The sequence below is a fragment of the Mucilaginibacter sp. 3215 genome (assembly GCF_050433785.1).
GTDB lineage: Bacteria > Bacteroidota > Bacteroidia > Sphingobacteriales > Sphingobacteriaceae > Mucilaginibacter.
This window is the reverse complement of the sequence record NZ_JBNPWO010000002.1, coordinates 361,527-383,251: the sequence shown is the minus strand read 5'-3', so window position 1 is coordinate 383,251 and position 21,725 is coordinate 361,527. Positions and strand designations below refer to the sequence as shown.

The window sequence follows — 21,725 nt, the reverse complement described above, 5'->3', positions numbered from 1 at the left end:
TGGCAGTTTGCAGTAGCAGTTGAAGAAATAGAATATACCCTAAGCCCGTGTCTCAACGGGCTTTTTTATGACGTTCTGTCATTATTAGGTAGCCTGAATTTATTTTCAGCACCATGCAACGTATTTGCTAAACGCCTGGTCTTATTATATATAAACCCAAGATCATTATTATGAAAAAGTATTTACTCGTGTTATTTGTTGCCTGTGCAGGCAGCGCTTTTGCGCAAAATAATCAGAAAACACCATACCTCACCAAATCATTATCAGGACAGGCCGTGAAAAATGTATTTGTTAATACTTCGGGCGGTAGTATTACCGTCAGCGGCGCACCGGACCAGGAACCGAGAGTTGAGGTTTTTATACAAGGTAATAACGGTAATAATGACCTTTCTAAAGAAGAGATCAAAAAGCGCCTCGACGAAAATTACGACTTGAGCATTGATGTTAACGGCGGTGAGCTGCGCGCCAAAGCTAAAAGCAAACATGATGGCAACTGGGACTGGAAAAAATCGTTAAGTATCTCGTTCCGTGTGTATGTACCCGGCAATGTGGCAACAAATCTGAATACCAGCGGCGGCAGTATCCATTTGGATAATCTAACAGGTGCGCAGCAATTTGAAACCAGTGGTGGCAGCTTACACCTGGATAAAATTACCGGCATTATCAAAGGCCGTACATCAGGCGGCAGTATCCATGTGAGCGATTCAAAGGAAAACATAGACCTGCAAACATCAGGCGGCAGTATTGAAGCCCGCAATTGTATGGGCCATATCAGGCTGGAAACATCCGGAGGTTCTTTACATCTCGATGGTTTAAAGGGTGATATCAAGGCTACCACCAGCGGCGGCAGTATCAGTGGCAATAAAATTGATGGGGATTTCATTACAGGTACATCAGGGGGCAGCATTAACCTTACCGATTTGTCGTGCAGCCTCGATGCTTCAACAAGTGCCGGCAGCTTTCGTGCACAATTTATAAGCGTTGGTAAATCTGTTAAAATTGATGTAAGCTCGGGTCATATCGATCTGCAGTTACCGTCAAAACAAGGCCTTAACCTTGACGTGCGTGGCGACAAGATAGAAAGTAATCTCACAGATAACTTCTCTGGTAACAAGGATAAAGAAAGGGTAGAAGGTAAACTTAACGGCGGCGGATTCCTCGTTGAAGTACGTGGTAATGGTCGTGTTAATCTTACCGTAAACTAATACTGATATAAAGAATATTACAAAGGCCTGTTGCTCAAATAGTGACAGGCCTTTTGTGTTGCCTGGGGTGTATCATAACCGGACACATGGTGTTACGTCTTCGTACAGTTTTTATATGAAATAAATCGTAATTAATTGATATTTAGATATTTGATTTATTGGTATGGCTTTTAAACCTGTATTAGGGTTAACCGTACACTCATGTTCAAAAACTACATTAAAACCGCCTGGCGAAACTTAAGGCGGAACAAAATATTCTCCTTTATTAATGTGTCCGGCCTGTCTGTGGGCTTAGCTTGCTGTATGCTTATTTGTGCATTTGTATATAGTGAATTAGATTATGATCAATATCCTGCACAAGCCAAACAAATGTACCGTGTTGGCTTACGTTCAATTGAAAATAATGGCGTAAGCGAATACCCGATGGTTGACATAGCGGTAGGACAGGGGATAAAAAATATGTTTCCTGAAGTACTTGAAACCACAAGGCTTGCCGGTCGTGGCCCGGTTTTTATAAAATATAATGACAGGCAGTTTAAGGAAGAGCATGTACAGATGATAGATGCCAATTTCTTTCGCCTGTTTTCGATACCATTGATTGATGGTGATGATAAAACTTGTTTTAGTGAACTTAACAGCATGGTGATTACCCGGGGGATGGCTACCAAATATTTTGGTAACCAGGAAGCTGTGGGAAAAGCTGTTACCATTGATGGCACTCCCTATAAGGTAACTGGAGTAATTGACAAAGTACCCGACGATTCACACTTTCATGGCGATGCATTTTTGAACATGGCTCCCTTTGTTGAAAATGCAAAGCAAACCTGGAGCAATATTGGCTATTTTACTTATGTAGTATTAAATAAAAATGCCGATCCTAAAAAACTGGAAGCCGCTTTTCCGGAAATGGTACGAAAATTTGTTGTGCCCGAAATTGCCCATGATATGGGTACGAGTTTAGCACAGGCAAGCAAATCTGTCAATACCTTTCTGTTTTTCCTGCAGCCCTTAGGCGACATCCACTTGCACTCGGCAACCAAATACGAACTGGAGCCTAATGGCGATATTCATTATGTATATATATTTGGTGCATTGGCCGCTTTTATATTGATATTGGCCTGCATTAATTTTACTAATCTTTCAACGGCAAGTTCGGCCAGGCGCTCAAAAGAAGTGGGCATCCGTAAGGTGCTTGGTTCTGAAAAGAGCGGACTGGTTTCACAGTTCCTCACCGAGTCGGTTATGCTAACTTTCGGGGCTTTATTATTAGCTTTAGGTATAGTGTATCTGCTGTTACCGCTGTTCAATAACTTGGCAGGGAAACATATCGAACTTGGTTTTTTCCTGAGCCCTATGGCTTTGATCATTGAATTGTTTACCGCTTTTTTAGTTGGGATTCTTGCAGGAATTTATCCGGCATTCTTCCTGTCCTCGTTCCAGATTATTGCCGTTTTAAAGGGTAATAGCACAACAAAAGCCGAAGGGAAAGGTATGTTGCGCAGCGGATTAATCATTTTTCAGTTTGCTGTGTCAACAGCACTTATTATATCAACCTTTGTAGTATATCAGCAATTGCATTATATGCAAAACAAAAAGTTGGGTTATGATAAAGATCAGGTATTGATAATTAATGATGCCTATACCTTAGGCCATAATGCAGATGCTTTCAAAAATCAACTTCTGCGCAACCCGCAGGTGTTGAATGCTACTATATCCAGCAGTGTGCCAGGTATGTTAGCCGGTGTTGATGGTACCCAAATTGCTGCTAAAGAATTTGATGACAAGGGTGGTCATGCCGAGATCCATACCAATATTTACCATGTGGATGAAAGTTATGTGCCTACTTTAGGTTTACAGGTTATCAACGGGCGCAATTTTTATCAATCCTTTCCCGCCGATTCGATGTCGGTTGTAGTGAACGAAGCTTTAGTAAAAGGTTTGGGATGGGGTACCACCAACCCGATAGGTAAAACTATAGTGCGTTCAGCCCGTACCCAATACAAAGTTGTAGGTGTGGTTAAAGATTTTCACTATGCTTCGGCCAGGCAAAAAATTGCACCATTAATGCTTTTATCGGGGCATAGTACAGGTACATTAATTTTGAAGGTTAAAACCGCCGATATAAAATTGCTGATTGCGAGCCTTAAAACCGAATGGGACAATCTCAGACCGGAAGCTCCTTTCAGTTATTCGTTCCTTGACGAGCAGTACGCGTCACTTTATGCCTCTGAGCAACAAACCGGCAAAATATTTACGGTATTCTCCTGTGTGGCTCTGATCATCGCCAGCTTAGGTTTATTCGGCCTGGCAGCTTTCACGATCAGGCTTAGGGTTAAAGAGATCGGTATTCGCAAAGTGCTGGGCGCATCAACCGCGAATATAACAGTCATGTTATCGAAGGAGTTTTTGAGGTTGATCGTCATTGCTTCTGTTATATCGTTCCCGGTAACATGGTTTGCCATGAACAAATGGCTGCAGGATTTTGCATATCGCATCAGCATCCAATGGTGGGTATTTTTACTCGCGGGCACTATTGCGCTGGTAGTTGCCGCTGTTACTATAAGCTTTCAATCAGTTAAGGCAGCTTTGGCTAATCCGGTGAAAAGTTTACGTTCAGAATAGGTCATTGGGGCATTTGCTTCGCGTCATTAAGTCATTGAAAAGTTCAAAATGATTTAACGACCCAATGCCCCGATGAGCAAAAAAATGACTTAATGACTCAATGACAAAATGAAATAACATGATAAAGAATTATTTACGAAGTGCCTTTCGCAATATTGCCCGGCACAAATTTATTTCGTTCATCAACATATTTGGCTTAACCATAGGGTTAACCTGTTGCCTGCTTATTTTAACTTACATAGTTAAAGAACTCAGTTATGATAAGTTTAACCATAATGCCCCCAATATTTACCGGGTGAGCCGGAGTTTTAATACGGCCGATGGTATCGTCAACCTGCATTTGGGGGCCGTGGCGCCCCCTTTTGGCCCATTGTTAAAAAATGAATTTCCAGACATAAAAAAGGTAACACGCTTGTTCCCAAACGGCGATGTGGTTTTGCGCTATAAGGAAAAATTGCTCGTTGAAAAGGGCTCTTATTTTGCTGATGAAAACTTCCTTAGTTTCTTTGATCTTAAAACAGTAGCAGGTGACCCTAAAACTGCCCTTAGTGAGCCGTATACGGTGATGATGACCGAGGATATGGCGCGCAAATACTTTGGTAACGAAGATCCTATAAACAAAGAAATCAGGCTTGATAATACAGCCAATTTTAGAGTTACAGGTATTTTTAAGCCATTTCCGGCTAACTCGCAGATGCACCCTCAAATGTTGCTGTCATTCAATACACTGAACGATGACAAGGTTTACGGACGTAATCAACTGGCAACCAATTGGGGGAACAACTCATTTTTTACCTACCTGCTATTGCCCGATCATTATAATATTGATCGAATCAGCTCACAGTTTCCGGCTTTTATAGATAAATACATGAATTCTCCCGGGCAACCCCGGCAGTCAAAATTTACCCGGCTGCATATTCAAAGATTCCTGGATATTCACCTGCATTCACATCTTGATGATGAAGTAGAGCAAAATGGCGATATTAAAAGGGTTTACATTTTTTCGGCTATCGCCCTGTTTATTTTGCTGATCGCCTGTATCAATTACATGAACCTATCTACTGCCCGCTCAACGCTTAGGGCTAAAGAGATCGGTATCCGCAAGGTGATCGGCGCACAACAAAAAGAGATTATTACCCAATTTTTAAGCGAATCTGTGTTGATCACTTATTTTTCGCTTGTACTGGCCTTGACTTTGACGTGGTTGCTGCTGCCACTTATTAACCGGCTTTCAGAACTTAGTCTTTCTATCAATAGTTTATTTCAACCGATAATTTTAATATCGGTGTTATTGCTGCCGCTGATTATCGGACTTATCAGTGGTATTTATCCGGCTATTTTTATGTCGTCATTTAAACCGATAAAAGTTTTAAAAGGTATCCTTAAAGTTGGATCTGGAAATATCTCGTTCCGTAAGGTATTGGTGGTGGTGCAGTTCTCCATCTCCATCATCCTGATTGTTGCTACGACGATAGTTTTTCAGCAATTGAGGTATATTCAAACCAAATCACTTGGCTTTAATAAAGATCATTTAGTAACATTGGGCGGTATCCCTGCTAACCAGTTTGAAGCTTTCAGGGCAGAGGTATTACGGGATCCTGCTGTAAAAGATATCGGCCGTTCATCGCGGATTCCGTCGGGGCGGCTACTGGATGATCAGGGCGTTTCTGTTTTTGACGGGGATAAACCGCTGCCGGTTAAAGCAGATATCAAATGCATCAATGCCGATTATGGCTTTATTCCAACCTACGGTATAAAAATGGCTGCAGGTAGGAACTTCAGTCGTGATTTTGCTACCGACAGCAACAATTTTGTAATCAATGCATCGGCTGTAAATGCATTAGGATGGAAATCGCCTGAGAGCGCTATAGGAAAGGATATGAGCTATGGTGGCGTTAAAGGAAAAGTGATAGGGGTGGTTAACGACTTTCATTTCGAGTCATTACATCAAAATATCATTCCGCTTTTAATGGAGATGCCCTCATTCGTCAACAATAGTTATAGAAGAATAACGGTTAAGATCGATGGTAATCGCATCAATTCGGCATTGGCAACCCTTGGGCAAACCTGGAAAAAATATCAACCCGAAACACCTTTTGAGTACAGCTTTTTAGATGAACGCTTCCAAAAGCTATACAACAGCGAGCAGGAGCAGGGTAACCTGTTTACCATATTCTCGTGCCTGGCCATATTCATTGCCTGTTTAGGCTTATTCGGGCTTTCGGCCTTCACCATATCACAACGGGTAAAAGAAATAGGTGTGCGCAAAGTACTTGGCGCAAGCATACCGCAAATTGTTACCGAACTATCAAAAGACTTTTTGAAGCTGGTGATCATAGCATCGGTAATTGCTTTACCAATAGCGTGGTACGCAATGAGTAAATGGCTGCTTGATTTTGCCTTCAGAATTAACATACAATGGTGGGTTTTTGTGATGGCCGGCGTAATAGCGCTGATCATCGCTTTTGCAACCATAAGCTATCAATCAATAAAAGCAGCTATGGCTAACCCGGTGAAGAGTTTACGTTCTGAATAAATTCGTCATTATGTCATTTTGCTTCGTGTCATAAAGCCATTTTTTGATTAGCGCGAGGCAAAAATGACTTAATGACCTAATGATGACTTGACAATGTTTAAAAACTATTTCAAAATCGCGCTGCGTAATTTTTGGCGGCATAAATTTTTTACATTCATCAATGTAATCGGTTTATCTATAGGGATCAGTTCGGCGCTGGTTATTTACCTGATAGTTCATTTTGATTTTACTTTTAATCAAAACTTTTATAACGGCGACCGCATTTACCGGGTAGTATCAAACTATACCTTTTCCGGCGAAGAAGCGCATAACCGCGGCGTATCAGGCCCGGTGCCCGAAGCTGTAAGAAATGGCGTGAGTGGCGTGGAACTTACCGTGCCATTTTTCTTGTTGAATCAGCCTAATGTGTTTATTCCCGAAAAAGGGCGCGTTCCTGTTAAGTTTAAACTACAGGATAATGTGATCCTTGCTGATGGCAGGTATTTCAGCATGTTTAAATATAACTGGCTTGCGGGCTCGGCCAACACTGCTTTGAATTCTCCCAATCAAACGGTGCTCACTTCAGATCAGGCAAAAAAATATTTCCCTCAGCTGTCATATAGCCAGATGATGGGCCGGGTAATCACTTATGATACTATTAGTGTGGCCGTTAGTGGCATTGTTGAACCATTAAAGGGGAATAACGATTTTACTTTTCACGATTTTATCTCTTATTCAACGGCAAAAGCTAATAAAGCGCTGTCTGACGAACTAAGCCTTACCAGTTGGGGAGGTACTACTTCATCATCTATACTTTTTGTTAAGCTGGCGCCCAATGCCACTGCAGCTAATTTTGAAAAGCAACTAAATATTATTCTTAAAAAGAATGATCCTCCAAAACCCGAAAACAAGGGCAACACACGTGATTTTGCCTTACAGCCTTTGAGCGATCTGCATTTTAACAGTATATACGGAACATTTGATTCCGGTAATCCGGCTAATAAAACAACACTTTACGGTTTACTGGTTATAGCTGCCTTCCTGTTGTTATTAGGCTGTATCAATTTTGTTAATTTAACTACCGCGCAGGCTACCCAAAGAGCCAAGGAAATTGGCGTACGTAAAACAATGGGAAGTAGCCGTACCCAGCTTATTACGCAGTTTCTGAGCGAAACATTCATCATAACCCTTTTGGCAGTTATCATTTCGGTGGCGTTGGCACCCGCTATATTAAAGCTGTTTAAAGATTTTATATCCGCAGGTATTAAACTTGACCTGCTGCAACAGCCCCATCTTTTTGTGTTCCTGTTTTTATTGATAATAGTGGTGAGCTTATTGTCGGGCTTTTACCCCGCAGCTTTGCTATCAGGCTACAAACCTGTTTTAGTGCTTAAAAATCAGGCATCGTCAAACACGGGTAAAACACGTAATGCGTGGCTACGTAAATCTTTAACAGTAACTCAATTTGTTATTGCCCAGTTTTTTATAATGGCTACTGTGCTGGTAGGCAAACAGATTCATTATGCGCTCACAAAAGACCTGGGTTTTAAAAAGGATGCCATCCTGATCATTAACTCACCCTGGAAAAATAGAACGCTTAGTAAGAACCAGGTATTTATGGACAAACTCAAGGCAATACCACAGGTTGAGTTGGTAAGTGCAGGTAAGGCCGCTCCATCATCAACCAGTACCAATTCAACGGAAGCTACGTATATCGATGGCAAAAAGGAAATAAAGATTGAGTTGTACGAAAAGTACGGCGACCCTAATTATATTAATGTATACAAGCTTAAACTTTTGGCCGGACGTAATATACAATATGGCGATAGTACCAGGGCATTTTTAATTAATAATACTTACGCAAAACTAATGGGGTTTAAAAATCCGGCTGATGCTGTAGGTAAATACATTGATAAATTTAATGGCGATAAAAGAATGCAGATCATAGGTGTAGTGGCCGACTTTTATTCTGAATCATTGCATTCGGCAATTAAACCTACCTGCATTCATATAAGTAACAGTTATTACAACAATGGTACCTTTCATATAGCGCTTAAGCCGCAAACTGCCGGAGCCAACGAATGGAAAAAAGCTATCGCATCGATGGAAAAAGCGTGGAAAGAGATTTATCCTGAAGACGATTTTGAATATAGCTTTTTTGATGAAAGTATCGCCAAATTTTATGATTCCGAGCAACATACATCAACGCTGTTAACCTGGGCAACGGGCCTATCCATATTTATCAGCTGCCTTGGTTTGTTAGGCTTGGCCATTTACAATACCAATCAGCGTGCTAAGGAGATAGGCGTACGGAAAGTACTTGGTGCTACGGTAACGCAGATAGTAACCCTGCTTTCAACTGAGCTGGTAATGCTCATTGTGCTGGCCTTTGTTTTGGTAACTCCACTGGCCTGGTATGCCATGAACAAATGGATGGAAAGCTTTGCCGACCGTACAACCATCAGTTGGTGGATATTTGTAGTAAGCGGCGGCGGAATGTTGCTAACTGCGCTGATCACTTCAAGTTTTCAAACTGTTAAAGCTGCGTTGGCTAATCCAACGAAGAGTTTACGTTCTGAATAATTGGTCATTTGAGTCAGTTGCTTCGCGTCATTAAGTCATTTTGATAAATGATTTAGAAAAGCAAAATGACTTAATGACCATGCAATAATGACTAAATGACTAATTAATATGCTCAGAAATTATTTTAAAATAGCATTTCGTAATTTAGGTAAGCACCGCACTATCAGTATCATTAATATTGCCGGACTTACTATTGGCATTACCGCAGCGGTATTTATAATGTTGTGGGTACAAAATGAGTTTAGCTTTGACAATTACCATCCTGATGTTGATAACATCTACAGGGTAAAAACCAAACTAAGCCTGACTAAAGACGAAGTGTGGGACTGGGAATCATCTCCTTATATGTTAGGCCCGGTTGCCAGGCAGGAAATACCGGGTTTAAAGAATTATACGTTTTTGTGGCCGGGTTATATGATGACGGTGCATCATAATAACCAACTGATATCGGAAAAAAAGTATGCATATATAGATGCTAATTGGTTCAAAGTATTCCATTACGATTTTATCGACGGAAGCGCCGATAGCTTTTCGAAAAATCCATTTAGTTTAATCCTGACAGAATCAACAGCAAAGAAATATTTTGGTAATGGCGAAGCTGTCGGCAAAATGCTGAAAGTTGACTCCATGAACTACCAGGTGCAGGCAGTAGTTAAGGATAATCCTGCAAATTCAAGCTTTCAGTACGATATATTGATGCCAGTAGAGGCTAAACTGAGCAATGCACATGAAAAAGAACAGGCGAGCAATTGGGGTAATTACAGCGGCCTCACATTTTTAAAGCTGCAGCCGGGCGTAAATATTAAAGAGGTAGGCCAAAAGCTAACCCAAATTATCAGGAAAAATAACAAGGGCAGCGAAAACACAACCATGAGTGTGATAAGCCTTAAGGATATCCATTTTGAAAGTGGCTTGCTAAGTACTTCATTTGAAAACGGCAACCGAAAGTTGGTTAACATCTTCCTGATACTGGCTTTTTTACTTTTATCAACGGCATGCATTAATTATGTAAACTTAACTACGGCAAGGGCAAGTGTGCGTTCAAAAGAGGTGAGCGTACGTAAAATTGTTGGTGCCGGCAGGAGGCAGCTTTTCGCCCAGTTTATGTCCGAATCATTGGTTGTTAGTTTCTTATCATTATTATTTGCCATTTTATTTATCCAGATCTGCCTGCCCTGGTTTAACCAGGTTACCGAAAAGCACTTTGTACAGCCACTAACATCCAGCACAACATGGTTGATATTGTTGGGCACACTGGTTGTTTGTTTTGTTTTTAATGGCATATATCCTGCTGTATTATTATCATCATTTAAGCCATTAAGTGTGTTTAAGGGCAGGACGTTATTGAGTTTTAAGGACGGCGGCATTCGTAAAGCCCTGGTTGTTTTGCAATTTGGTATCTCGGTGATGCTTATCATTAGTACAATGATCATTTACCGTCAGCTTAATTTTATGAAAAATGCTGATTTGGGGTATAAGCGCGAACACGTTTTTGTAATGACTATACCATGGCAGGTGCTTGGCTTAGACGATAAGATAAGGGAGTCGAAATTAAAAAGTATCGCCAGCGAGTTAACACAGCAAAGCGCGATAGCTGAGGTCTCTCAATCGGCCAACGATGCCTTTTTTAATAATAGCAACAAGGTTTCAGGATCAATGGATTGGGAAGGTCGGCCACTGGATTATAAACCTTCGGTTTCCACCATATCGGCCGACGAAAAATTTCAACATATACTAAGCCTTAAAATGGCCGACGGGCATTGGTTTGATAAAAATGGCTCCGATCAGCATAATGTAGTTTTGAATGAAACCGCAGTAAAACAGCTTGGTATCCATAGGCCTGTTATAGGGCAGCGGTTTAAGTTTAATGGGGATTCGGGCGTTGTTGCCGGTGTGGTGAAAGATTTTAACTTCAGGAGCCTGCATGAAAAGATAGGTCCTGTGGTTATAAATAATCATACTGATTGGGCGCGTAGTTTTTATATCAAAACTGCTCCCGGCAATACGGCGGCAGCCATCAGGATAGCCCAAAATGTATGGAATGAATTTGTTCCCGACCAGCCGTTTGATTATAGTTTTATTGATGACGGTTATAATAAACTTTACCATGCCGAACAGCGTTCGTCAACATTGATAGCTGCTTTCGCCATTATAGCCATTGCAATATCGGCCATGGGTTTACTCGGCCTGGCCGCCTTTGCCGCCGAACAGCGGGTAAAAGAAATAGGTATTCGTAAAGTGCTTGGCGCCAGTGTCCAAAATATAATAGGATTGCTATCTGCCGAGTTTTTAAAAACAGTTGTCATAGCCAACGTCGTTGCTTTCCCGGTGGCTTGGTACATGATGAACAAATGGCTGCAGGATTTCGCATACCGTACAAATATCACATGGTGGATCTTTGCTGTTGCCGCGTGCATAGCACTTTTAATAGCATTGATAACCGTAAGCATCCAATCTATTAAAGCTGCACTGGCCAACCCGGTAAATAGCTTAAGAAGCGAATAGATTTTTGAGGTGAAAGGTTAAAGGCGAAAGCTAAAAGGTAGTTGTCAATTTATGAAAACGTCCGATGTTAGAGACCTTCCGCCTTTCACCTTTCACCTTTAACATATTTTAACTACTCATCTACAGGGTTTTGCGTATCATCGTATAAAGTATTTGATATGATAAAAAACTACTTTAAGATAGCCTGGCGTAACCTTTGGAAGCATAAGTTTTACACCTTTATCAATATGTTTGGCCTGGCGCTGAGCATAGGCTGCAGTATTATACTTTTTCAGTTTATTACCTATCATTTGAGTTTTGATACTTATCACCATGATGCCAAACAGGTATATAGGGTTGTTCACCAGCTTACTTTTGATGATGGCATGCCGTTATATGACCAGGGAGCCCCTTTGGCTTTGGCAAGAGATGTGAAAGCGAACAATGCGCAGGTGAAAGATGTAGGTGTGTTATTACGAATGCATGATATCAATGTCAGCATTCCTCAAAATGATGGGGCTGGTAAAAAAATGTTTGCTGAGCATGAAAATATCAGCATAACCGATGGCCATTTTTTTAATTTATTTGATTACGGGTGGGAGCAAGGCAATCAGAATATCGCTCTTACCGAACCTAATACCGTAGTTTTAAGTCACCATCTTGCCGAAAAATATTTTGGCGGCCAGGACGTTATCGGAAAAACCATCAGGGTTGATAATAAGAATACCTTCCGGGTGACAGGTGTTGTTAAAGATCACCCGGCTAATACTGATATCAAAGCAGATCTGTTTCTTTCTCTCGCCACATTAAAAAATATCTATCCCGATGTTGCCAATGGCCTTCAAAATGACTGGGGCTTTATCAATTCAACTAACTCAATTTATTTAGAACTTAAGGATGGAGCAAATCCGCAATCGGTAGAAAAAGATATCAATCGGTTGAATGTGAAATTACATGGTGCGGAAGTCGCAAAACCATACCATTTTATGATGCTTCCGCTAAGCGAAGTGCATTTCGACGGTCGCTTTGCGGGTGTTATCCAACGCTCTTTATTGGTAACCCTTGGTATAATTGGTTTACTGCTCATTATTATTGCTTGCGTTAACTTCATCAATATGGCTACAGCCCAAAGCTTTAAGCGGGCCAAGGAGATAGGTACCCGCAAAGTTTTAGGCAGCTCACCGCGGGCAATATTCATTCAGTTTCTTTCCGAAACATCATATATCGTAGTTTTTGCGGCATTGTTATCATTTGTAATGGTGATTACAGCCATCCCGGTGTTGAATAATTGGCTGCAAACTCAACTGAGCTTTAAGCTTTTTAATGACTATCGCCTTGCTGGTTTTACTGTAGTTGTTTTAGTCATTATCACAATAGCTGCCGGTTCATATCCCGCACTGATATTAAGCAGGTTTAAGCCTGTAAACGCTTTGAAAAACCAGGTTGGCGGTAAAACGCACGCTGCTGGTTTTACACGTAAAAGTTTAATTGTGGTTCAAAACATAATAGCCCAGGTGCTTATCATTAGCACGATATTGATAACCATGCAGGTTAAATATCTTAAAACAACTGATCTCGGTTTCAATAAAAATGCTGTTGTAATGATTCCGGTGCCAGATAAAGATAAAAGTAAAACTAATTATTTGCGTAACCAGTTGCTGGCCGATCCTGCGATAAAAAGTATTTCATTTTGTTATCGCGCGCCATCTTCTACAGCCGATAAAGGCGGATCAATTAAATTTGATACCCGCGACTGGGAAAAATTTGTTGGGTATACTCAGATAGGTGATGCCGACTATGTTAAAACTTTTGGAATGCAGTTAATTGCGGGCCGCAATATTGTTGAAGCCGATACCGCCCGTGAATACCTGGTTAACGAAGTGTTGATACATAAATTAGGTTTAAAAGACCCGAAACAAGCTATCGGCAGGTATTTTACCGCCGGGGATTTATCCAACAATCCGGGAATTATAGTAGGTGTGGTTAAAGACTTTCATGCCAAATCGTTATACACGGCTATCGCGCCTGAATATGTAACCACTTTCAGAAAAGGATATCAATATGCAGGCGTAAAAATTGGTTCAGGTAACCCTTCAGCTGTTATCGACCGTATTAAGAAAGAGTGGCAGGCTGTTTATCCGGATAATGTATTTGAATACCGCTTTCTCGACCAGCAAATAGCCGATTTTTATCAAAAGGAAGATCTGTTAAATAAGCTGATCACCTCGAGCGCGATAATCGCTATTTTCATCAGCTGTCTTGGTTTGCTCGGCCTGATATCGCTGTTAACGCTTCAGCGTACCAAAGAGATCGGTATCCGCAAAGTGCTTGGCGCATCGGTAACCAATATAACAGGTTTGCTTTCTGTCGATTTTCTGAAATTGGTGCTGATTGCTGTTATTGTAGCATCACCTATAGCCTGGCTTATGATGAGCAAATACCTTCAAAATTTTGCTTACCGGATAGATATTCAATGGTGGGTATTTGTGCTGGCTGCTTTTGTAGCGCTGCTGATAGCATTTATCGCAGTAAGTTTTCAATCCATTAAGACAGCGATGGCAAACCCTGCTGAGAGTTTGAGGTCGGGGGAGTGATTTGAAACTCGGGTTTTTTGATACTGAAATATGGAGGTCGGGGTTTAAAACACGCCGCCCTTTCCTTTTTTGTTGACTCCTGACTGGCGTAGGAGGCACAAGTAAGCCCAGCCCCAGCCGCCCACAATACTTGCGCCAGGAAGAATGGTAGAAGTGGCTGGAAATAAATTTCTAAATCCGAAATCGAATATCCCAAATCCGAAATCAAAACTACTGTATCAATACCGTACACAAGGTGTTACACTTACGAACAGTTGATGTTTTTTATTTGATTTAAATGCTTGATATCCAGTTGATTTTGGTTTTGGTATAGCTTTTACATCAATTTCGAAAATTACTGTACGATATGCTTAAAAATTACTTCAAAATAGCCTGGCGCAATATCGTGCGTCATAAAGGCTATTCTGCTATAAATGTCGCGGGTTTAACAGTTGGCCTGGCTGCCTGCCTGCTCATTTTTGTGATTATTCAGTTTGAACTTAGTTTTGATACTTTCAATCCTAATTATAAAAACATTTATCGTATAGTTACCCAGGAAAAGCACGAGTCGGAAACTACCACCAATCCGGGAGTTGCTGTTCCTGCTACAGATGCCCTTCGTTTGGATATACCTCAGGCTAAAGTGGCAGCTTTGAACAGCAGCTATGGTAGCCAGATCACAGTGCCGCAAGCCACCGGAAGTAGTAGCAGTGATAAGAAATTTACTGAAAATATTGGCGTGTTATTTATTCAGCCTCAATTCTTCGATATTTTTAGTTACAAATGGCTGGCTGGAAGTCCCGCTGTATTGGCCAGTCCGGATATGGTTGTGTTGGATAAAAGCTCGGCCATTAAGTATTTTGGCGACTGGACAAATGCTGTAGGCAAAATTCTTAAAATGGATAATGTTTTGACGCTGAAAGTATCCGGCATTGTAGAAGATGCCCCGGTTAACAGCGATTTTCCGTTTAAGGTAATGGTATCGTTTGATACCTGGAAACAGCATCCGAAAGATTACAACTATAGCGCCGAATGGGGATCAACCAGCAGCAGCCATGAGGTGTTTATGTTGTTCCCGGCAAGCATGTCAAAAAGCAGTATCGACGCACAGTTAAAAGCATTTTCGACCAAGCATTTTAAAAAGGGATCGGCACAAACTACGCTGTTACCACAGCCGCTTGCTGATATGCATTTTGATACCCGGATAGGTAACCCGCTTGGTGATCATAGCACCAGCAGGGCTACCTTGCGTACCTTGTCGTTCATTGCGCTACTGATCATTGTCATGGCCTCTATCAACTTCATCAACTTGTCGACGGCGCAATCTGTTGGCCGGTCAAAAGAAGTAGGGATCCGTAAAGTATTGGGTAGTACACGTCCGCAATTGATCGCCCAGGTAATTGGCGAAACTACTATCATCGTTATTGCTTCGGCCTTAATAGCATTAGCTGTCGCCGGGCTGGCTATGCCCCAATTGAAAAATATAGCTAATGTGCCGGATAGTATCAGCTTGTTTACTACGGGCAGTTTATTGTTTTTGGCCGCAAGTACGGTAGCTATAGTGCTATTGTCGGGTGTTTATCCCGCATTGGTGGTGTCTGGTTTTAAACCGGTACTTGCGCTTAAAAATAAAATAACAGCTGCTTCTATCGGTGGTATCCCGCTTCGCCGGGGATTGGTGATTGCCCAGTTTGCCATATCTCAATTACTTATTATCGGCACCATAGTAGCGGTAAATCAAATGGACTTTGTAAACAAAGCGGACCTCGGTTTTAACAAAAACGCTTTGCTTATCATTCCCGGCTATACCGATAGTTTAAGCCTTCGGAAAATGGAATCGTTTAAGCAACAGGTGTTACAAAATCCCATGGTAAAGTCAGTTAGCTTTTCTTCAGATGTGCCATCATCAGAAAACAACTGGGGTACTAATTTTGATTTCAATAACTCCACCAAAGATGTTGGTTTTAATACCTACCTCAAATTTGGAGATGCTGATTATTTCAAAACATATGGGCTAACATTTGCCGCGGGCAAAGCTTATGACGTAAGCGATACTGCGAAGCAATATGTGGTTAACGAAACCTTTATACGTAAATTGGGGATCCAAAAAGCCGATAATGCAATAGGAAAAACAATACGTTTAGGCGGCGGCAAATGGCTGCAAATAGTTGGTGTTGTTAAAGATTTTAAAACCAACTCGCTTCGTGAAGCTATAAAGCCAATAGTAATATCGCCGGCAAAAAAATTTGAAGGCCAGATAGGCATCAAAATCCAAACATCCGAACTGAACAAAACCGTATCTCAACTGCAAAAGTTGTGGGAAAATACCTATCCCGAATATGCCTACAACGGTTATTTCCTTGATGAAAATATAGCTAAATTTTATGAACAGGAAAATAAAATGGCATTGGTTTACAAGGTGTTTGCCGGGATAGCCATTTTTATATCATGCCTTGGCTTATATGGCCTGGTATCGTTCATGGCAGTTCAGCGCACTAAAGAGGTAGGCATCCGGAAAGTTTTAGGTGCATCGGTAAGTAGCATTGTATTCCTGTTTTCAAAAGAGTTTATGGTACTTATCGGTATCTCTTTCCTGATAGCGATGCCGGCCGCATGGTATATCATGAACGGATGGCTGCAAAACTTTGTGTACCGTATATCAATGAGCGCCTGGATTTTTCTATTGGCGATAATATCATCGCTGGTAATAGCATGGATAACTGTAGGCTATAAAGCTATTAAGGCAGCAGTTGTTAACCCGGTTAAAAGCCTGAGAAGTGAGTAGCAGTTCGCAGTGGCAGTTTGCAGTTAACGGACTATACGAGTACCAATGAACGAATGAATCAATGAACACCTAACCATGATAGGAAATTACATTAAAACTACGGTACGCGGCCTGATGAAAAACCGGGCTTACAGCTTTCTGAACATCACCGGTCTGGCTATTGGTGTGGCCTGTGCATCAATGATATTTTTATGGGTGCAGGATGAGCTTACGTTTAATAACAATTTTGTAAAGCGGGACAACCTGTACACGGTTCGTGAAAATCAAACGTATGATGGTAAAACCTCCACGTTCCGTGCTACCCCCGGGCCCATGGCTGCGGCTTTGAAGGCCGATATTCCGGGTGTTAAAAATGCTGCCCGTATGGCAGGCTCAGACAATATAGTATTCGCGCTTGGGGATAAAGTAATTAACGAAGATGGTTCCTATACAGATGCGGAGATCTTCCCGATGTTGAAACTGCCTTTTGTACAGGGTGATGAAGCAAATGTTTTTCATGAATTGCATTCGGTGGTGATTAGTACTACCATGGCTAAAAAGTTTTTTGGTGATACCAACCCAATGGGCAAAACTTTGAAAATGAATAATGAGCAGGATTTTACGGTTACCGGCGTATTTACCGATCTGCCCAAAAACTCAACTTTTCAGATGCAATGGTTCGCGCCCTTAAAAAATATCGATCATGTGCAACCCTGGATGCAGGATTGGGGCGCCAACTGGACCCATACCTATGTAGAGTTGGAACCAACCGCAGATGTTAAAGCCGTTAATAAAAAACTGGCTACTTACATCGGTACTAAGAAAAATGGCAATAAAACGGTATCATTCCTGTTCGGGATGAACGACTGGAACCTACGCGATAAATTTACCGATGGGAAAATGGATGGCGGGAGAATTGAATATGTTCGCTTGTTTGCTGCTATTGCTGTTATCATTCTCATCATAGCCTGTATCAATTTCATGAACCTGTCAACCGCCCGGTCCGAAAAACGTGCCAAGGAAGTTGGGGTGCGGAAGGTAATGGGGGCAGGTAAAGGCAAGCTTATTGCTCAATTTATAGGCGAGGCAATGATCATGGCATTCATCGCAGTAATTATAGCCGTGCTATTAGTTTACGTTGCTTTACCAACGTTTAATGACATGGTTCAAAAGGAACTGGTTATAAATATATTGCAACCATCACATCTAATTTATTTACTGTCGATAGGATTTGTTACAGGTTTGCTGGCCGGGAGTTATCCGGCCTTCTACTTGTCGTCATTTAACCCGATAGCGGTATTAAAGAATATTAAACTGCCAACGGCAGCCGGTGCTGGTTTTATCCGGCAAAGTTTGGTAGTGATTCAGTTTTCGGTGTCTATTATATTGATTATTGGTACGGTAATTATATATCAGCAAATTCAGCATGTTAAGAACAGGGAATTGGGTTACGAAAAAGACAATCTTGTTTACATTGACACCAAAGGTAAGCTGACTGATCATTTCGCTGCCGTAAACAATGATCTGAAACAAACCGGCGTAGTGGCCGATGCCTCATTGAGCGAATACCCTGTTTTACAGATCTGGAGCAATACCGATAATTTTTCATGGGATGGCAAGGATGCTTCAAAAAATCCGCTCATCACCATTGAAAACGTGAGCCCGCAGTTTGTATCAACCATGAACATGAAACTACTTGCCGGTCGTGATTTTTACGCCAATGCTAAGCTCGATAGCAGCAACGTGATCATTAATGAAGCCTTTGCCAAACAAATGGGTAAGGCTGGTCATGTAGGTGGTATAATTAGAGATGGGGGCACTAAACCTTACCAAATTGCCGGAATTATTAAAGACTTCCTTTATAATGATATGTATGTAGCCGGTGCACCGCTCATGTTATTCAGCCATCCGCAAAACAATAACATTTTAACTATCCGCTTTAAGCCGGGCGTTAATTTAACGGAAGCGCTGGCTAAAACGGGTGAGGTTTATAAACGGGCTAACCCGGGCTATCCTTTCGAGTACAAATTTATTGATGCCGATTTTGATGAGCTGTTTAAAACTGAAACGCTGACAGGCAAGCTGGCCGGAGTGTTTGCATCGCTGGCTATAGTGATATCATGCCTTGGCTTATTTGGCCTGGCTGCCTATACGGCTGAGAGGAGGATCAAAGAAATAGGTATTCGCAAAGTGCTTGGCGCATCTGTAGCAGGTTTAACCGGATTATTATCCCGCGATTTTTTAAAGCTGGTTGCGGTTTCATGCCTGATAGCCTTTCCTGTTGCCTGGTATGCTACTAATAACTGGCTGCAAAATTATCAATACCGGGTAACGGTACAATGGTGGGTATTTGCTGCTGCCGGCATTGCTGCCATAGTTATAGCGCTGGCAACAGTGAGTTTTCAGGCTGTTAAAGCGGCGTTGAGCAACCCGGTGAAAAGTTTGCGTTCGGAATAATTTCATCAAGTCATTCGCTTCGCGTCATTATTCATTTGAACGCCGGAGCAAAATGACTCAATGACATAAATGACTTAATGAAATAAAAAAAGATATGATCAAGAACTATGTAAAAATTGCATGGCGAAATTTGGTGCGTAACAAGGCTTACGCAACCATCAGTGTTATTGGCTTGGCTTTAGGTATAGCCTGCGGCGTATTAATATTTACGCTGATTACCTATCACCTGAGCTTTGATGCCTTTCATAAGAATAAAGACAGGATCTATCGTTTCTATACAGAGTTTCATGATCAGGGTGTAGACCGGGTGGGCGCTATTCCGCAGCCCATGGCCAAAGGCTACCGGAACGATTTCGCTTTTAGCGAAAAAACAGCAAGATATATCAGTTTCAATAAAACGCTGATCACTATTACTAAGGGAAACGAAATTAAAAAATTTGGCGAGGACGACGGGGTAGCTTTTGTGGAGCCGGATTATTTCAATATCCTGAATTTTCCGTTGCTCAAAGGTGATAAGAAAACCATGCTTGTTAACCCCAATGAAGCTTTAGTTACCGAAAAAGTGGCCCAAAAATATTTTGGTAATGATAACCCGATAGGCAAAGTTTTCAAGCTGGATAACAATATCAACGTTACTATAACCGGTGTACTGCAGGATTTGCCAAATAACACCGACCAAAAGCAACAGATTTTCATTTCGTATGCAAGTATGGAAGCGTACGCAGGTAAAGGCCGTGAAAATAACTGGGGCGGTGTTTACAGCGGCTGTCAGGGCTTTACAAGATTGAAGCCGGGTGTAACCAAAGCACAGGTTGAAACTGCCATGCTGCAATTGGTTAAAAAGAATTACACCGGTCGGGATTTGCAGGTGTGGCGCTTTAAATTACAGCCTATTGCCGAAATGCACTTTGACCGTGAACTTGGCGGCTACGCTGATAAGAGCTATTTATGGGCACTGTTTTTTATCGGCGTGTTCCTGATCATTACTGCTTCGGTAAACTTTATAAACCTGGCTACGGCTCAGGCACTAAATCGTTCAAAAGAGGTGGGCATCCGTAAAGTACTGGGTGGCCAGCCTTTCCAATTATTTTGGCAGTTTATTGCCGAAACGGCTATAATCAGCGTTATTGCTGTGGGAGTTGCTATTGGCTTATCAGAGATTGCTTTGACGCCATTAAACAATCTCTTCCATGCAAGGATGACCTTTAACTGGGCCGGATTGAGCGCTTTTATAGTTGTTATTACTATTGTTGTTGTATTTCTTTCGGGTTCATATCCTGGTTTGGTACTGGCGAGGTTTCAGCCAATTAAGGCGCTTAAAAGTAAACTGTCACAAAAAGATGTTGGCGGTTTTTCCCTGCGTAGGGTATTGGTAGTTACCCAGTTTGCTATATATCAGGTACTTATCATCGGCACTATCATCGTAGTATCGCAATTGCATTATTCACAAACTGCCGATCTGGGCTTTAATAAAAATGCCATAGTGTTGGTGCCGCTTCCTCAAAACGATAAGATGAAAATGAGCACGATGCGTAATCGTCTCACCGAAATTAAGGGGGTTGAAAATGTATCTTACTGTGCCAACCCTCCTGCATCCCGTTCAAATAGCAATACCGGTATTCAATATGATAACCGTGCGGAAGACGAGCATTGGAGCATCAATACCAAACAGGCCGACGAAAATTACATTTCGACCTTTGGTATTAAACTGATTGCAGGTAGAAACTTCTTTAAAGGCGATTCGGTAAAAGAACTTTTAGTTAACGAAACCTTTGTTAAAAAGCTACATCTTAAACCGCAGGATGTAATTGGAAAGCAGATGGCAATTAACGGACGCGACTATAAAGGCACCATTGTGGGGGTGATGAAAGATTTTTACAATTACTCTTTCCATTCGGAGATTTCACCATTATGTGTGATGCCCAATTATCAGGATTTGGGTACCGTTGCCGTGAAAATACATATGCGCAACGCCAAAGCTACATTAGCTGCAATTGACAAGATCTGGAACAAAACCTTCCCGGAAGAATTATATTCATACCAGTTTTTGGATGATACTATTAAGCGTTTTTATGAAATGGATAATATCCTGCTAATATTGGTTGAAGCGTTTGCCGGTATCGCGATCATCATAGGTTGCCTCGGTTTATACGGCCTGGTATCATTTATGGCCGTGCGTAAAACCAAAGAGATTGGAGTACGCAAGGTATTGGGAGCCAATATCAGTGGTATCCTATGGCTATTTGGTAAGGAGTTTAGCATATTGTTGCTCATCGCTTTTGTAATAGCCGCTCCTCTGGCCTGGTGGGCAATGCACAATTACTTAAAGGATTTTCAGTACCGAATCAGTATCGGCCCGCAAATATTTGTGATATCGATCCTGTCAAGCCTCATAATAGCCTGGATTACGGTAGGTTACCGGGCTACAATGGCAGCATTGGCTAACCCGGTTAAAAGTTTGCGTTCCGAATAAATAGTCATTGAGTCATTTGCTTCGCGTCATTAAGTCATTTTTTTCGCGA

General features: G+C 41.6%; 9 protein-coding genes. All 9 read left to right on the top strand.

Features of this window, described 5'->3' with window-relative positions:
* Positions 1–170: 170 nt before the first annotated feature.
* The 9 genes from ABIC84_RS05310 to ABIC84_RS05270 all read left to right on the top strand — a co-directional run bounded on the left by ABIC84_RS05310 (position 171) and on the right by ABIC84_RS05270 (position 21,676).
* Positions 171–1,205, top strand: a complete 1,035-nt coding sequence (locus tag ABIC84_RS05310) for a DUF4097 family beta strand repeat-containing protein (RefSeq protein WP_429262885.1) — start codon at positions 171–173, stop codon at positions 1,203–1,205.
* Positions 1,206–1,406: 201 nt separating this feature from the next.
* A complete protein-coding gene (locus ABIC84_RS05305) occupies positions 1,407–3,827 on the top strand; it encodes an ABC transporter permease (RefSeq protein WP_429262884.1) in 2,421 nt (806 codons plus the stop codon).
* Between the two features lie 118 nt (positions 3,828–3,945).
* Positions 3,946–6,363: an ABC transporter permease gene (locus ABIC84_RS05300; protein WP_429262883.1), complete on the top strand. Its 2,418-nt coding sequence runs from the start codon at positions 3,946–3,948 to the stop codon at positions 6,361–6,363.
* A 93-nt stretch (positions 6,364–6,456) separates the two neighbouring features.
* On the top strand, positions 6,457–8,925 hold the full coding sequence (locus tag ABIC84_RS05295; RefSeq protein ID WP_429262882.1) for an ABC transporter permease: 2,469 nt from the start codon (positions 6,457–6,459) through the stop codon (positions 8,923–8,925).
* 108 nt (positions 8,926–9,033) lie between these two features.
* Positions 9,034–11,430, top strand: coding sequence for an ABC transporter permease (locus ABIC84_RS05290; RefSeq protein WP_429262881.1), 2,397 nt, complete (start codon positions 9,034–9,036; stop codon positions 11,428–11,430).
* A 158-nt stretch (positions 11,431–11,588) separates the two neighbouring features.
* Complete coding sequence (locus tag ABIC84_RS05285; protein WP_429262880.1) at positions 11,589–14,003, top strand: ABC transporter permease; 2,415 nt, start codon at positions 11,589–11,591, stop codon at positions 14,001–14,003.
* Between the two features lie 346 nt (positions 14,004–14,349).
* Positions 14,350–16,767, top strand: a complete 2,418-nt coding sequence (locus ABIC84_RS05280; protein ID WP_429262879.1) for an ABC transporter permease — start codon at positions 14,350–14,352, stop codon at positions 16,765–16,767.
* Between the two features lie 75 nt (positions 16,768–16,842).
* Positions 16,843–19,203 carry an ABC transporter permease gene (locus tag ABIC84_RS05275; RefSeq protein ID WP_426588443.1) on the top strand — a complete coding sequence of 787 codons (2,361 nt, stop codon included), beginning with the start codon at positions 16,843–16,845 and terminating at the stop codon, positions 19,201–19,203.
* A gap of 94 nt (positions 19,204–19,297) precedes the next feature.
* On the top strand, positions 19,298–21,676 hold the full coding sequence (locus tag ABIC84_RS05270; protein ID WP_429262878.1) for an ABC transporter permease: 2,379 nt from the start codon (positions 19,298–19,300) through the stop codon (positions 21,674–21,676).
* The last annotated feature ends 49 nt before the right edge of the window (positions 21,677–21,725 follow it).

Excerpts from the sequence above, each read along its gene's own strand:
- ABIC84_RS05310 (WP_429262885.1), top strand. The coding sequence starts at position 171 with ATGAAAAAGTATTTACTCGTGTTATTTGTTGCCTGTGCAGGCAGCGCT.
- ABIC84_RS05305 (WP_429262884.1), top strand. The coding sequence starts at position 1,407 with ATGTTCAAAAACTACATTAAAACCGCCTGGCGAAACTTAAGGCGGAAC.
- ABIC84_RS05300 (WP_429262883.1), top strand. The coding sequence starts at position 3,946 with ATGATAAAGAATTATTTACGAAGTGCCTTTCGCAATATTGCCCGGCAC.
- ABIC84_RS05295 (WP_429262882.1), top strand. The coding sequence starts at position 6,457 with ATGTTTAAAAACTATTTCAAAATCGCGCTGCGTAATTTTTGGCGGCAT.
- ABIC84_RS05290 (WP_429262881.1), top strand. The coding sequence starts at position 9,034 with ATGCTCAGAAATTATTTTAAAATAGCATTTCGTAATTTAGGTAAGCAC.
- ABIC84_RS05285 (WP_429262880.1), top strand. The coding sequence starts at position 11,589 with ATGATAAAAAACTACTTTAAGATAGCCTGGCGTAACCTTTGGAAGCAT.
- ABIC84_RS05280 (WP_429262879.1), top strand. The coding sequence starts at position 14,350 with ATGCTTAAAAATTACTTCAAAATAGCCTGGCGCAATATCGTGCGTCAT.
- ABIC84_RS05275 (WP_426588443.1), top strand. The coding sequence starts at position 16,843 with ATGATAGGAAATTACATTAAAACTACGGTACGCGGCCTGATGAAAAAC.
- ABIC84_RS05270 (WP_429262878.1), top strand. The coding sequence starts at position 19,298 with ATGATCAAGAACTATGTAAAAATTGCATGGCGAAATTTGGTGCGTAAC.